The organism is Thermosporothrix hazakensis, from assembly GCF_003253565.1.
GTDB lineage: Bacteria > Chloroflexota > Ktedonobacteria > Ktedonobacterales > Ktedonobacteraceae > Thermosporothrix > Thermosporothrix hazakensis.
Window position 1 is genome coordinate 21,178 of the sequence record NZ_QKUF01000011.1, and the last position, 14,373, is coordinate 35,550.

Here is a 14,373-nt window from a genome sequence, read left to right on the forward strand (position 1 = left end):
ATGTATTCTGGGAAGAAGAAACGATACAGTGTAAACGCGCCGATCAGGAATAGTAGGCGTGAGGACCGTCTGTCAGCGAGCCGGAGAGAGTGAAAGCCGGTAGACGAAATCACGTTGAACCCACCTGAGAGCGTCAGCGAAGAGCTGACCGGAGCCTCCCCGTTAGCGCAGAGGAACGGTTATGCTATTGACCGTAATGAGTGGATTGTGTTGTAATGCACAATCTGAACGAAGGTGGTACCACGGGAAAACTCGTCCTTCATGGAGGGACGGGGCTTTTTTTATTTTGGCGCGCTTCAGAAGAAGGAGAACACCATGCGACTATCTCATCTGTTTACCCGGACGCTACGAGAAGCGCCGCGTGACTCGGAAGGGCGCAATTATGAGCTGCTGGTGCGAGCGGGTTTTATCAGGCAGCTCGCAGCGGGCGTTTATAGCTTTCTCCCTCTGGGTAATCGCGTGTTGCGCAAGATCGCCGATCTACTGCGCTCCGAGCTGGAAAGAGCTGGAGGTCAGGAAGTAATGTTGCCGATACTACAGCCGCGCGAGCTCTGGGAGCAGCCGCCGCTGAATGGTGGTCTTTCGCGTGCCGAGGCGTATGGAGCGGAGTTGTTCAGTTTGCAGGATCGCAAGGGCCGTGATCTGGTGCTCGGAGCGACCCACGAAGAGGTGATTACGCTGCTTGCGTCCGAATTCATTACCAGTTACCGTGATCTACCACAACGCCCGTTTCAGGTTCATATTCGCTTTCGTGACCAACGAAGGCCGCGTGGGGGGCTGCTGCGTACCCGCGAGTTTGTGATGCTCGATCTCTATACCTTTGATGCTGATCCTGAGAGCATGGACGAAAGCTATCGCGTGGTGCGTGAGGCGTGTCAGGCGGCTTTAGAGCGATGCGGATTGCGCTTTCTCCTGGTCGATGCCGACAGCGGCGCCATTGGTGGCAAGGACTCGCAGGAATTCTTTGTGCCAATTGAGGCAGGCGAGGATGACGCGCTGATCTGCGATCAGTGTGGGTATGCGGCGAATCGAGAGAAGGCCGAGTTTGTGCGCGATCCGGTAGGCACTGATGAGGCTCTGGAAGCGCTTGAAGAGGTCTATACACCCGGGGTAAAGACAATCGCCGAGCTGGCTGAGTTCCTGCATGTGCCGGAGGAGCGGACGCTGAAATGTGTCTGTTACACTGCCGGGGGCCGAAGCGTGATAGCGGTGCTGCGGGGTGATCTGGAGCTGAACGAGGTCAAATTAACCAATGTGTTGACGCGGGCGAAGCTTGATGTCTCTGATCTGCATCTTGCTACGCCTGAAGAGCTGGCACGAAGCGGCATTGTGGCGGGCTTCACCTCGCCTCTGGACAAAGATGACTCGATTCTGATTGTAGCCGACCACTCGATCACACAGGGCCGGAACTTCGTCGCAGGCGCGAATCGTATTGATTATCATGTTACGCATGTAAACTATCCTCGTGATTTTCGCGTTGCGATCCTTGATGACATTGCCTCAGCATATGACGGCGCTTCCTGTGCGCGTTGCGGCGGTTCGCTCCATATGGTGCGTGGCTGCGAGGTAGGCCATATCTTCAAGCTTGGCACGCGCTATTCCGACGTGTTTCATGCGACCTTTCTTGCGGCAGATGGCACGTCCAGGCCGCTGCTCATGGGCTGCTATGGCATCGGAGTCAGCCGGATTCTGGCAGCGCTCGTTGAGCAGAGGAGTGATGAGAAAGGGCTTGTATGGCCGTTGCGTGTGGCACCGTATCATGTGGCGCTGGTCGGCTTTGATATGGACAAAGAGACGACGCGGACGGCAGCCGAGCGGCTGTATGCAGACTTGCAGGCGGAGGGAGTGGAGACGCTCTTCGACGATCGCATTGAGAGCCCGGGCGTGAAGCTGAACGACGCCGACCTGATAGGTGTGCCTCTGCGTGTGGTGGTAAGCAAGCGCTCATTGAAAAATGGCGGCGTTGAGCTCAAGTGGCGGCATGAAAAGGAAGGAAAGATTATAGCGTTAGATGAAGCGGCGAGAACAATACGTGATCTCGTGCAGAAGAGGTTGCATGAGACGGAGAGTTGAGCGTCACAGATAGGCCACACAACCGTGGAGCGCGTTGGCTGTGAGGACTTCAGGATCTCCTCAAAAGTGACGCCCATCTCTGTCGGTACTATAACTCAAATTGAGGGTGCAATCAAGGGTGATCGGCGTGCTCGAGAGTGTGGCACTTGTGAAGAATATGTCTTCCCTGACGTATGTACTACGAGACATAGAAGGGAGGAACGTTCTGTGTTGTCAACATCGGGGTATGCCATTCTTGCCCTTCTGGCCCGTGAATCTCTTTCGGGCTACGATATTGCGCAATGGATGAAGAATGCTATCGATTTTTTCTGGAAAACACAGCACAGTCGAATCTATCCTGAGCTTGCTCATCTGGAGGAGCTAGGATATGTGACGCACCGGCTGATAGAGCAGAAGCAGCGTCCCGCCAAGAAGCTCTACACGATCACTGAAGCAGGACGGGAGGCACTCAAAGCGTGGCTTGTCATGCCTCCGATGCCTGCTGCTGAGCGGAACGAGCTGCTCTTAAAGACCTATTCCATCTGGCTGACAGAGCCGCAGCAGGCGCTTGCATTTTATCGCCGCCAGTTGCGATGGCACAGTGAGCGGCTCGCTATCTTTGCGGGGATTCAACAGAGAATCGAGGAGAAAGGTATACCGAAACCCTCGGACCCGCGTTTCGGCGACTATGCGACGGTGCGTGTCGGCGTGGCCTATGAGCGCGAATATGTGACGTGGTGTCGCTGGATGATCGAACAATTTGAACAAGAGCTGCAACAGCAGGAAAAGTAGATATTCTCGTTTTTCGTTGTTTGCGTTGCTTGTATGGACGGAAGAGGCAGTGAGCGGGCTGCCTCTTCTTTTCTGGTTTCGCGAAAACTAGGATCTCTTGTCGAAGCGCTTCCATTGCGAGCAGGCGCGAGCCATCACCTTGCCCTCGCGCACGATCTGCTGGTGCAGTGTGACTATCTGCTCGTCTGCCGGTTCAAGCCAGCTCTGGATGTTGAGCGAATCGCCGAAGGCCGGACTTTCCATATATTCGATATCGTAATGCAGAGGCTCAAAGCGCGTCGTATCGGGTCTGATGCCATGTCGAGCATACATTTCCCAGGCGGCATTGTCCAGCGCCTCGACCACGGCAGCATTGTTCATATGGTGCATCAGATCGATATCCGAGAAGCGCACGGTGGTGGTTGACGTTTCGGGTGTTCGCTCGGGTGGCGCGGGAAAAGGAGGATCAGACAAGGGCGCTTCAGGCCCATCTGGAAGCCAGACGCGCACGATTTCCTCGGGGATGCGGGCCGGTTTACCCCGGGCATCGATGTAGACCCAGAGGGTGCGCGCTGAGATCAGGGGCTCACTGTGGGGGCTGTCTGCCAGGCGGGCTTCATAGCCGCGTTGAGAGGTGATGCGCTTGAATGAGATGCCGAAAGTTTTGAGTTCAAGCCGGGTGTGAATGGGGATGGGTGCGGCGAAGTCGATCAGTGTGCGCTTGACGAGCCAGTGGCCTTCACCTGGTAGTTGTGCATCTTCTACGTCTTGTGATGCGATATCCTGCATATACCGGACGAATGCGGTTGGTGTCAGGAGCGTGTTACAATCGCATTCGTCGTAACGAACCGTGTGCGCACGGGTAAAATACCGTTTCATATCGTCTCCTTGTGTCAAACATTCCTCTCAATCTGTATTGTAGCAGTTTTTGAGGAAGCCGCCCACGTGGTTGCGGGCGGCCTGTGACTACAAGGAGAGCGGTTGTGTTCTCAGTGTAAGGGGCTGAAGCTTGATCGTTGCCTGCCGGGCAAGCTGTGTCTGCCGAACAGCCGCTTGTGCCGCGAGAATGGCCCGGGTGCCACTTGCTTGAAGGAGCAGGAGGTCAGACACGAGCAGGGTGAGCAGCAATGAACCAGTGATAAGGAGCGCGAAGGTGACGAGAAAGCCCATGTGAAGCGGTAGCAAGCAATATGCCAGGATCACAACAAGCGGAAAGTGAACCAGATACCACGGGAACGAGGCTTTACAGCTATACTGCAAAAAGCTGTTCGACCGGTTAAGGAAGCGGTCTCCGAGTGCCAGGGTCATCAGAAGGCTACACCAGAGCGTCAGGCCGCACAGGCTGCGGAAGAGCATATAGCCAGGTGTATACGCGGTCTGTACCTGGGCCCCACCCAGTTTCCACAGACAGATCAGCGCTATGCTGCCAGCTACGGTGAGGCCTGTTGTGAGCAATTCTGTCTTCTGGATCATCTGTCGGGGGCGTGGGCTGGCGAACAGGATAAATCCATACATATAGTAGAGTGTCCACGAAAGAGCATCAGTCAGGCTACAATATTGCGGGAAGGCGGTGCGCAGGCCACATTCGATCAAGAGCAGCGGAAGAGCCAGAGCAAACAAACCAGCAGGCGTAGTGCTCAGGTTACTTATTCGGTTTAGCCAGCGTTGTCCGGCGCCGCGCAGATACAGGCAGAGTGGAAGCGTGAGCAGCGAGAAGCCAAACAGATAAACAATGAACCAGAGATGATGAATGTAGCCGGTGATGAGGCCCAGATTTCCCCGCAGAATGTCACCCAGGAAATACGGGTAGAAGGCAAGCAGGGAACCGTTGTACAACTGGTTGCTGATCATGTCGAAATAGGCCTGAAGCGGGACGAGCAGGACAAAGCCAATACCAAACGGAACGAGCAGGCGCTGAAACCGTTCTTTGATGAACGCTCCGGCTGTTCTGCGTTTGAGGGCGAACCAGCTACTTGCGCCGGCCAGCAGGAAGAACAGCGCCATACTCCAATAGGTGAAGCCATTCAGGCTCAACCAGCGTACGCCGTTTCCCAGTGGAGTGCTGCCAAATGGCTTGTAGAGGTCGCCGAACATTTGAATGCAATGAATGGACACAACTGCGAGAAAAGCGATTGCACGAAGCCAGTCAAAAAAGTAGATTCTCCCTGATGATTTTGCATTTCCGTTTTTCATTTATATTCCCTTTATTAAGTAGTTTTTAATAGCTCTTTTTGTTGTCTATGGATGCAATGATATCAGGCAGATGCTGAGAAAGTGCGTCCAAAAAGCAGGGAAAATGTGTCCAAATTGTCACAATGTGTCGCACATAGAAACAAAGTCCGTTCCCATATCTGCGGAGGTGAGATACTCAGGATTGTGGTGCATGTATAGTGCGCATCCTATGATTTCTATTGCCTGTATCCTATAGTGGTATGAAAAAGGAGTAGACAACGTTCTTCTATCTGTCTGCTTATGGAGTAGATCTATCTCTTTCGGAGTAAAAAGCAATGCGATAAATAGCGATAAAGTGGTATGATAAAGGTATCCTCTGTAACTCACTGTAATGGGTAGGACCCTTCTTCCGCTTCTGTGGGGATGCGGGAGAAGCGGGTGCTGAAAGGAGTTACCTATGAATGCATGGCGCATTTTTACCTCGCTGAATCGCTCACAGCGAAACGCCTTTCTGGCGAGCTTCCTGGGTTGGACGCTTGATGCATTTGATTACTTCTTGCTCACCTTTGTTGTCATTCAGGTCTCCCATGATCTGGGCGTTTCGCCTCCAGCGATCTCGTTCACCCTGACGTTAACATTGATGTTGCGTCCTGTAGGTGCGCTCATCTTCGGGCTGCTGGCCGAACGGTTCGGGCGCAGGCTCCCATTGATGATCGACATTGTGTTCTATTCCTTCCTGGAATTGCTGACCGCATTTTCACCCAGTTATACATTCTTCTTCATTTTGCGTATTCTCTTTGGGATTGCGATGGGTGGTGAATGGGGCATTGGGGCTTCGCTCGCAATGGAATCGCTGCCCAAAGAGGCGCGAGGCCTGTTTTCGGGTATTCTGCAACAGGGATACGCGGTCGGCTATCTGCTTGGGGCGCTGGTATTTGCGTTGGTCTACAATGTTTTCCCGGCTCCATTCAATACCTGGCGCGTCATGTTTGCCATCGGGGCACTTCCGGCGCTGGTTGTTGTGTTTATCCGGCTTGGCGTGAAGGAGTCGCCTGTCTGGGAGCATCAACAGATGGTACATCGCGAGCGCGGCGTGAGTGTCTGGCAGGGCATGATCACGGCTGTCGCGCGCCGGCCCTGGCTCTTCCTGTATCTGATTATTCTTATGACTGCCTTCAACTGTTTGTCGCATGGCACGCAGGACATGTACCCGACTTTCTTGCAGGGGCAATGGAAGTATAACGTGACCCAAACGACTATTCTGACAGCCATTGCGAACTGTGGTGCGATTATTGGTGGAACGCTCTTCGGCCATTACTCGCAATTCTGGGGAAGACGGCGGGCGATTCTGGTTTCCTGTATCATTGGCGTGATCATGATCCCGCTCTGGTCCGGCCTGCTGATGATTCCCGGGCTCAACCCGCTGATCTCGTTGCCTATAGGTGCATTCCTCTTGCAGTTTATGGTTCAAGGAGCCTGGGGAGTGGTTCCAGTCCATTTGAACGAGCTTTCGCCGACCGATGTGCGGGGCACGTTCCCGGGTTTTGCCTATCAGCTAGGCAACCTGTTTGCGTCCTGGATTGTCTTCATTGAAACGTTGATGGCCTACGATTACTTCGGAACGGCCAAGAATCCGAACTTCACGATGGCGCTGTCTATCTTCTCGCTTGGCGCGTTCCTGGCGGTCATTATTCTGGCGGCAATCGGGCGTGAGGCGCATGGCGTAGATTTCATCGAAACGGGGGAGCGAGATGGAACACAGCTCTCGCCCGAAACTGCCCCGGGAGATTGATTGCCTGCTCTCTTTATCGAGCATGATTCCGCTCTGGAAGCAAGAAAGCAGTCCTGACACTCAGGGCTGCTTTCTTTTATGCCACCTCTCGGGCTTCTGTGGCCTGTTGCCTGTCTAGCCGCTTGCGACGTGAGAGAATCAACCACTCGGCAAATAGAATATTGAGTACAAGTGCAATCCAGAAGCCGGTTTCCATTGCCTGTGCAAGCAGAAGATCAAAATGTCCCGCAAAGGTCGTGTTACGTTGCGGTAACAGGAGCAACACGCTGAACACGCTCATCACGCGTGCCATTGCCGCAACCAGCGTAATCGCATAGTTGCGAATCATCCAGGTACGGTGATCCTGAATACGACGCTGTCGGATGGCTCTATAAGCCTGTCCAGCACTGAGGAGCCACAGAATTGCCAGAACCGCAAAGCCTGCTCGACGCTCAAAACTGGACAGAGAAACGATGATGATAGCAACAGCGCTAATGCTGCCAAGCAGGATGCAGAGCAGGTATATGCGACCGAGCAAGCGATGCAGTTGCGGACGTCGAGCTCGCAGGCCGTTAAGGAACTGAAATGGTCCGATTATTTGTGCAACTGCAGCGAGCAGTACATGAGCGACAAGCAAGGGATAATGCAGCGGAAATGCTGGATTGAGTTCCAGGCGACTGAGCGCAGGATTGAAAAGTGCGTATGGTTCTGCAAGGAACGAAGCGGCAATAAAAGCAAAAATGGCAATAATCCACCACCAGGCTCCAGCTTTTTTTACGGACATAGATACCTCTCGATGTCTGGAATCAAACGGAGAGGACAAAGCGCCCTCTCCGTCCAATCTTCTATTCTTTGGGGTGAATTGATCCTTCAAGGCGTTCACGCATGATATCAAAGGTAGTACCATCGATTTCGCCCCGTGCATAGCGTTGCCGGAGAATTTCCAGCGCTGAAACGCGTGCTGGATGGTTCTGTTGCATGTTGAAGAATGCCGCTCGATTGCGGATGGCTGCGCGGAAGATCAGAAACCCGACAAGTCCGGCCAGGAAAAGGAACCAGATGAATGGCATAAATGCCCAGGGACCAAAACCGCAATGCATACAATTGCTCCTCTCTTCTATGGAGATTGACCCATACTTTTACGTATACTCATAAGCCATATATTGCTCAGCAGTGAAGTAATTGCCTGCATGATTTTGGTGAACCTTGTTTCTACTTCACCGCTGATGTGGATAGTATATGCGTAAAAAGAGGAATTCGGATCGGTCTTCAGATGGGGATACCCCCGTCCCGAGTCGGCATTCTTCCATTTTCATCGAACATGCGACTGAAGAAGGAGCACATCCCACCTGTAGACGGTCTTCTTCCGCTCTTCAATGCGCTATACTCAGGATGGAAAGGAGTACAGTATGCATCTCTGGCAGGTCATATGTCTTTGTCCGCCTGCAATGCTCCCTGACGAGCGGAGGCGCTTCCTGTCTCTGTTTGGAGCGCAGTGCGGAGATCCTTTGCATCCATCAATGGTTGACCCGGGGCTGTCTTTTCTTACGACGCTCAAGCCAGGAGAGGCGCTGAGCGTACTACAGGAGCGGCATGCGCTGATGCTTCGTTTGGGTGAGTGGCTTGAGGAGTGGCGGGCAAGACATGCCGAAGCACCTGAAATAGTGCAGGAATTGTTGCTGAACCATATTCAAATATTGCTGAATGCAGAACAAGTATGGCTTGAACACTCAATACACATGCTAAAAATGGCCCTTCTTCAAACAGATTGTACGTCTTGTTCGTAGTACAAGCTAAACACTAGATACTCAATTTCACGTAGTCCTCTTGTGGAGGAATAGGGGCGGGTTACATATATGACAGGAACTTCCAGACAAAAACGGCGCGGCTGCCTGCGCCTCTCGGGCTTACGGGCGCGCATGGCGCTCTCCTATATAGTAGTGACAGTTTCGATTATGTCGGTGCTCCTCACCATAGTGGGTGGTATCATTTTTGAGGTGCTCCATAACACCAGCGCGCTGGATTCTAAAGCCCTCTCGCGAACGGAAAAAATGGCTCGCCTCTATGCCCTTGTTGCGGCTTCTCAGGCCGATGGAGATACCCTTTCTGAGCAGAGCACATTCCAGCAAGGACAGCCCGGCTCACTGGATATTACAGCATTTGTAGATGAGTCGGATTGGGAGATGTTGAAAGAGGAGAACGAGGAGACGCCTCGTCATCGCTCATCTTACAGCCTGAGCGGCCAGATTGCTGTGACGCTTGTATCCACCAATGGGAAAATTTTGGCCTGTTCTGATATGCAGCAGTGTACAGAAGGAAAGACTATTTCTGGAAATCCCTATGAAGCGATGATTCGCGAGGCACTTCAAGGACGTACGGTCAGCCGAATTGTGGTGACAGAAGAGGGCAGGGAACCTCGGGTTGCTCTGCCTGTGAAGCGGCTCGGGAAGGTGATCGGGGCTGTTTTTATCTCCGCGTTACCTGCCGTGCATGGGCCATTTCTGCATTTTCTCTTCTTTAGCTGGTTTGAGTTTGCGGCTGTGACGCTTCTGATTATTACGCCTTTTGGCTTGCTGTTTGGTGTGATATCAACGCGCGGGCTGATTCGGCGCATTCAACGACTGGCTCAAGCAGCCGAGCGCTTCGCGCAGGGATACTATCAGGAACGGCTCCAGGTGCAGCATCACGACGAACTGGGTGATCTGGAGGCCGGTTTCAACCACATGGCTGACCAGTTGGTGCAGAGCCTGGAAATTCAGCGCCGTCTGACAGAGCGAAACGCCCGTCTTGAGGAGCGGACCCATATAGCGCGTGAATTGCATGATAGCGTCAAGCAGCATCTCTTCGCTGTCTCGATGCAACTGGGGGCAGGCCTGGCGCTGCTTGAAGAGAGCGAAAACCCGCTGCGTCGCTACCTGTTGGAAGCCGATAATCTGGCGTATCAGGCGCGCCAGGAGCTCACGGCCCTGATTAAAGCGATGCGCCCATCTGCACTACAACATCGACCATTTCTTGAGGCGTTGCGTCAATATGTGTCCTCATGGAGTCGACAACATTCTATTCCTGTAAAGATTCAACTGCCGATGAATTGTACTTTTTCACCAGAAGAGGAAGAGGCGCTGTTCAGAATTGCACAGGAGGCGCTGGCAAATGTGGCGCGGCACAGTCAAGCGACCGAGGTCAGCATGCAGCTTGCCTGTGAGAGCGAGGGCTGGTCGTTGACGTTGACAGATAACGGGCGAGGTTTTGATGCTCAACGCACTTCTCAAGGCGTTGGACTGGCCTCGATGCGTGAGCGAATGAACGCGCTTGGCGGAATGTTAACAATTGAGAGCTCCGAGCAGCAGGGGACGACGATCACGGCCCGGCGTATGGTCGGAGAGCGTGTGAGAAAGGATGGTTAAAAATAATGACGAATCGTATTACGGTGCTGCTGGTCGATGATCATAGCGTTGTGCGGCAGGGCGTTCGGGCTTTTCTTGAGGTACAGAAGGATCTCCATATTGTGGGTGAGGCGTCGACCGGCGAAGAGGCTATCCGGCTGGTTCAGGATATCGTGCCGGACGTTGTGCTGATGGATCTGATGCTGCCAGGGATGAACGGCATTGAAGCAACCAGGCAGATAAAGCGGATCAGTCCCAGTACGAACGTCGTTGTCCTGACCTCGTACCACGATGATGAGGATATTTTTCCTGCATTGCGGGCCGGTGCGACATCCTACACGCTGAAAGATATTCGCTCGACCGAGCTTGCGGAGATCATTCGCAAGGCTGCACATGGGGAATCAGTGCTGCATTCTCAGGTGGCGAACCGCGTGATTCAAGAGGTTCGCGAGGCTCGGCGTGCCGTGCCGCCTGTCTTTGTTGATCTGACCGAGCGTGAGCTTGATGTGTTACGCCTGATCGCGGAGGGGTTTTCTAACACAGCAATTGCGGAAAAACTGGTGATAAGCGAAAAAACGGTGAAAGGACATGTCAGCAATATTCTGAATAAGCTGCATATCGAAGATCGTACGCAGGCGGCGGTTCTGGCATGGCGACAGGGCTTGATGGAGCTATAAAAGGCGAAATGGCCTCTATGGAATACGTGTTATTGGCTCTTGTGAACGCTCATTCTTTTCTGGTACGCTCTTCTCATCATTATGAAGAAGGGGAGATGTATATGCTAGTTTCTCATGAGCAGAAAGAACGAGCAGAGCAGTTTCGGCGGTGGCATGTGGAGCCGCCATTGCTGGTCCTGCCGAATGCCTGGGATGTGGCAAGTGCCCGGCTGTTTGAGCAGAAGGGCTTCCGAGCGGTTGCGACGACCAGTTCAGGGGTAGCGGCGGCCTACGGCTATGCGGATGGAGAGCATATACCGCGCGAGCTGCTCTGCGAGACGGTTGAGCGCATAACGCGAGTGCTCTCCTGTCCGCTGACAGTCGATATTGAAGCCGGGTATGGTGATTCTCTGGATGAGATCCTGCAAACAGTACAGGCTATCGTACAGGCAGGCGCTGTAGGTATCAATTTTGAGGATTCCAGCAAGCGCTTAGCAGTGGGGCTGGTGGATCCGCAGGTACAGCAGGAGCGTATTCGGGCGATTCGTGAGCTTGGTCGTTCTCTCGGGCTACATCTTGTCATCAACGCACGAGTTGATACATACGTGTCTGGCACAATGACAGGTGAAGAGCGCTTTGAGGAGACAGTGCGGCGGGCGCGGCTCTATTATGAAGCCGGTGCGGATAGCGTCTACCCCATTTTAATGAGGGATCCTGGCGAAATAGCCCATATTGTGAAGGATTGTCCATTTCCAGTGAATATTCTTGCCAGCCCGGGAATGCCTTCGCTATCCGCTCTGGAAGCGATGGGAGTCGCACGGGTGAGCTTTGGTGGTGAGTTGATGAAGGTTGCACTTGGGTCGCTTGCCCGGGTATCCGAGGAATTGATTCAGCAGGGAACATACGAGCAAATGAGCCTGCATATGTTGCCCAATGAACAGTTCAAGAAACTCCCGTATCCAAAAGATGTATGAGAAGCCAAAAATGCTGGATATTGCTGAATGCGCCTGTAAGCAGTGTTGATGGAATGCTCGGAATATGCTACACTATACTAACCAGCTCCAAAGGTGTGGCAACGGGGGTCTACCAGGAAGTAGGCATGACGTGTTTTTGACATATACTCAGAAAGGACAAGAACTACCATGCCTGCAAATAACCGTGGGACTGTTGTTGCCGTTTGCCGTAATCCTCAGCCCGGGCTTCCGAAGCCAGTTGTAGAGTCTATTCATCTGCTAGAAGGGTGGGGTGTCGAGGGCGATTATCATGCCGGTCGCTTTGTGCGTCACCGCTTCCTTGCCCGAAAGTTCCCCACGCGGCCGAATCAACGTCAAGTCTTGCTGACCGATACCTCGATTCTTGATGATCTTGCGAGCCAGGATATCCGGCTTGCGCCGGGCATGATGGGTGAGAATCTCACGCTAGATCAGATTGCCGTGATGCAGCTCCCCGTCGGAACGCAGCTTGAGATCGGTGAGGCGCTGATTGAGATTACTGAAGTGCGCAATCCCTGCCATCAGTTGAATGGGATCGATCCGCGTCTATTGCAGGCTGTTGTGCGGAAGGATGAGGGGCGCACCCGCTTCAATGCAGGCGTCCTGGCGCGCATTCTGCGAAGCGGGTGGGTTCGTCCTGGTGATGCGGTGCGCGTTCTGACGGCTCAAGAAGCAGCAAACAACTAGGTAAGGGAGTTGGGAGCAGCTCAGAGGGTCAACCTGTGAAGCTGCTCTTTTGTTCCGGCAAAGGTGTTCAGATCGACACGACCCCACGATATCAGCGATATGACAACGGCTACAATATTGCCAGAATGACCAGCGAGCACCCGTAATCTGAACAGGTAGAAATATATCACGATACCAGATGGTGTACTCATCAAAATTACCCCTGACATACTCCCTGTACCGCTCGGCATCAGTGTAGATGATTGGCTTGATCTGGTAGTGCTCTTCTAGCAAATGCAGTAATAGTCGAAGCTCGAGCAGGGGCGCATCATGATCCTGCCCCGATACTTCGAGGTCGATGACCGGGGGCAACATCCCCTTTTCCCGAGGAACCATACTGATAAAGTTTGCGGCTTGCTCGGCTGCGGTTCGATTCTCCCGATAGAAGTGATACGCACCTCGGAGCAGGCCGTGAGCCTTCGTTTCACGCCAGTTTGTTGCGAAGTAGGCATCCTTATAATTTTTTCCTTCGGTGGCTTTAATAAAGACAAACGAGTAGGCATTGCTTTGAGCGACTGTCTTCCAATCGACCTCTTTTTGATAGCTTGAAACGTCGAGCCCCTGAACCGGATATGCTGAAGCGAACAGGGTGTTCGGCCAGAATTTTTCGGTAAATACGGTAGTGAGCAGCGCCGCCAGTAGCGCCAGAACGAGAAAAAGTGTAATCAGTTTCCACTTCTTCGCGAGCTTTTGAAGCCTTGATTTTTTGCTCAAAAATAGATCCTCTCTTTCGGTTCCACCATATGCTGTAAGCTATTTCCATGTCGTTGAATATGCGCTTTCTATATACCCTCTTTCATAAAAAGAAACTTTTGTATTACTCAACAATATCATAAAGAGGACTATCGAGGGAATGATGTTCAACAAACAATCGAGGAATGATGCTTTTCTGGCTTGTTGCTTGCTTTCTATTTCCACAATTGTTAAGCCAAGCTTAGCCAATATCATCAAATAGAACTTTTTTCCCTGTTTTATAAATTTGATGTTCTTTCAGACTGAGCTATGTTATACTGTCTTTGCCGATGTATAGGCATGCATAAAAATATCATCCCAACGTGTGTACCCTGTTTGCTGGTCTCCTGATGCTGTGACTTCAAGTACCTGGAAAGGATGGACCCACTCTTATGGCTGTGACGATGATTGCTCTGGTTGGTGGACAGACGCTCCCGAACTTTTTTCCGGTGAAGGTATATCGCCCTGATCAGCTTCTCCTTGTCTATTCGGATAGGACAGAGAAGCAGTATCACAATCTGAAGTCGACACTTGAAATGGAGACAAAAGTTCTTGGCTTGTAGACTGATGCTTATAACGTGGAAACGATTATTCAAGATATCGCTCATGCATTGAGCCCATTTGATGAGCATGAATTTCTGTTTAACGCGACTGGTGGTACAAAGATTATGGCGCTGGCCGCGACACTGCTTGCGGAAAAGTATCGATCGCCGATGGTCTATCTTGAAAGCGAGGGGAAACAATATAACTTTTATTATCATACGTGGGAGGATCACAGGCTGATCTCGCACAAGCAGCCACTGGAGGGAAGCTATCTTCATCTGGAGGATGTGTTTAACCTCTACCTGGGTCCCGGCAAATGGGAGGAATGTGGTCCTGACCCGAAGAAAGATGGCGCTCATTTTGAGGGTGTACTTGCTGAAGCGCTGCGGGCTCACGGGTATGAAGTCATGCTGGGAGTCAAAGGATTGAACGGGCAACTTGATATTGATATTGCGATCTGCTTTCAGAATCAGTTCGGTATTATTGAGGCAAAATCAGACAAAAATGGTAAAAGCTGGATGGGATTAAACAGTTATGCACGGCTATGAAATTTCTTGGTACTTATACAAAACCTT

Annotated in this window: 14 protein-coding genes, 1 pseudogene and 1 other annotated feature; of the genes and pseudogenes, 10 read left to right on the forward strand and 5 right to left on the reverse strand. The window is 52.3% G+C overall.

Translation table 11 applies throughout. The features are described 5' to 3' along the window. The first annotated feature begins 30 nt into the window (after positions 1 to 30). Positions 31 to 263: a binding site (T-box leader), on the forward strand. A 52-nt stretch (positions 264 to 315) separates the two neighbouring features. Both EI42_RS16215 and EI42_RS16220 read left to right on the forward strand, forming a co-directional pair. Then, the gene (locus EI42_RS16215) at positions 316 to 2,073 is read left to right on the forward strand and encodes a proline--tRNA ligase (RefSeq protein WP_111323819.1); all 1,758 of its coding nucleotides are present in this window, start codon (positions 316 to 318) and stop codon (positions 2,071 to 2,073) included. Positions 2,074 to 2,280: 207 nt separating this feature from the next. Continuing rightward, on the forward strand, positions 2,281 to 2,844 hold the full coding sequence (locus EI42_RS16220) for a PadR family transcriptional regulator (RefSeq protein WP_137686416.1): 564 nt from the start codon (positions 2,281 to 2,283) through the stop codon (positions 2,842 to 2,844). Between the two features lie 87 nt (positions 2,845 to 2,931). Here the strand turns inward: EI42_RS16220 and EI42_RS16225 are convergent, their stop codons facing one another. Together EI42_RS16225 and EI42_RS16230 are read right to left on the reverse strand one after the other, a co-directional pair. After that, positions 2,932 to 3,702, reverse strand: a complete 771-nt coding sequence (locus tag EI42_RS16225) for an acyl-[acyl-carrier-protein] thioesterase (protein ID WP_111323671.1) — start codon at positions 3,700 to 3,702, stop codon at positions 2,932 to 2,934. 87 nt (positions 3,703 to 3,789) lie between these two features. Continuing rightward, on the reverse strand, positions 3,790 to 5,016 hold the full coding sequence (locus EI42_RS16230) for an acyltransferase family protein (RefSeq protein ID WP_111323672.1): 1,227 nt from the start codon (positions 5,014 to 5,016) through the stop codon (positions 3,790 to 3,792). Between the two features lie 436 nt (positions 5,017 to 5,452). On the opposite strand from EI42_RS16230, the gene EI42_RS16235 reads away from it, so the two are divergent. Further along, entirely contained in the window at positions 5,453 to 6,787 is a 1,335-nt protein-coding gene (locus EI42_RS16235) for an MFS transporter (protein ID WP_111323673.1), read from the forward strand. A 76-nt stretch (positions 6,788 to 6,863) separates the two neighbouring features. Here the strand turns inward: EI42_RS16235 and EI42_RS16240 are convergent, their stop codons facing one another. After that, positions 6,864 to 7,550 (reverse strand): DUF2306 domain-containing protein, encoded by a 687-nt coding sequence (locus EI42_RS16240; protein ID WP_170142679.1) that lies wholly within the window; start codon positions 7,548 to 7,550, stop codon positions 6,864 to 6,866. Between the two features lie 61 nt (positions 7,551 to 7,611). Continuing rightward, positions 7,612 to 7,866: an SHOCT domain-containing protein gene (locus EI42_RS16245; RefSeq protein WP_111323675.1), complete on the reverse strand. Its 255-nt coding sequence runs from the start codon at positions 7,864 to 7,866 to the stop codon at positions 7,612 to 7,614. Positions 7,867 to 8,175: 309 nt separating this feature from the next. Here EI42_RS16245 and EI42_RS16250 point away from each other — a divergent pair, with 309 nt between their 5' ends. The 5 genes from EI42_RS16250 to EI42_RS33900 all read left to right on the forward strand — a co-directional run bounded on the left by EI42_RS16250 (position 8,176) and on the right by EI42_RS33900 (position 12,484). Next, a complete protein-coding gene (locus EI42_RS16250) occupies positions 8,176 to 8,553 on the forward strand; it encodes a hypothetical protein (RefSeq protein WP_111323676.1) in 378 nt (125 codons plus the stop codon). 69 nt (positions 8,554 to 8,622) lie between these two features. Continuing rightward, complete coding sequence (locus EI42_RS16255; protein ID WP_111323677.1) at positions 8,623 to 10,170, forward strand: HAMP domain-containing sensor histidine kinase; 1,548 nt, start codon at positions 8,623 to 8,625, stop codon at positions 10,168 to 10,170. Positions 10,171 to 10,175: 5 nt separating this feature from the next. Next, a complete protein-coding gene (locus tag EI42_RS16260; protein ID WP_111323678.1) occupies positions 10,176 to 10,826 on the forward strand; it encodes a response regulator in 651 nt (216 codons plus the stop codon). Between the two features lie 101 nt (positions 10,827 to 10,927). Then, positions 10,928 to 11,779, forward strand: coding sequence for an isocitrate lyase/PEP mutase family protein (locus tag EI42_RS16265; RefSeq protein ID WP_170142680.1), 852 nt, complete (start codon positions 10,928 to 10,930; stop codon positions 11,777 to 11,779). A gap of 168 nt (positions 11,780 to 11,947) precedes the next feature. After that, positions 11,948 to 12,484, forward strand: a complete 537-nt coding sequence (locus EI42_RS33900; RefSeq protein WP_111323680.1) for an MOSC domain-containing protein — start codon at positions 11,948 to 11,950, stop codon at positions 12,482 to 12,484. 150 nt (positions 12,485 to 12,634) lie between these two features. Here EI42_RS33900 and EI42_RS16275 read toward each other — a convergent pair. After that, positions 12,635 to 13,237: pseudogene (locus EI42_RS16275) on the reverse strand (GH25 family lysozyme); the annotation flags it as partial. A 410-nt stretch (positions 13,238 to 13,647) separates the two neighbouring features. On the opposite strand from EI42_RS16275, the gene EI42_RS32590 reads away from it, so the two are divergent. Both EI42_RS32590 and EI42_RS16285 read left to right on the forward strand, forming a co-directional pair. Then, positions 13,648 to 13,818 carry a hypothetical protein gene (locus EI42_RS32590; RefSeq protein ID WP_170142681.1) on the forward strand — a complete coding sequence of 57 codons (171 nt, stop codon included), beginning with the start codon at positions 13,648 to 13,650 and terminating at the stop codon, positions 13,816 to 13,818. A gap of 15 nt (positions 13,819 to 13,833) precedes the next feature. Beyond that, positions 13,834 to 14,346, forward strand: a complete 513-nt coding sequence (locus EI42_RS16285) for a hypothetical protein (protein WP_111323683.1) — start codon at positions 13,834 to 13,836, stop codon at positions 14,344 to 14,346. Positions 14,347 to 14,373 lie beyond the last annotated feature (27 nt).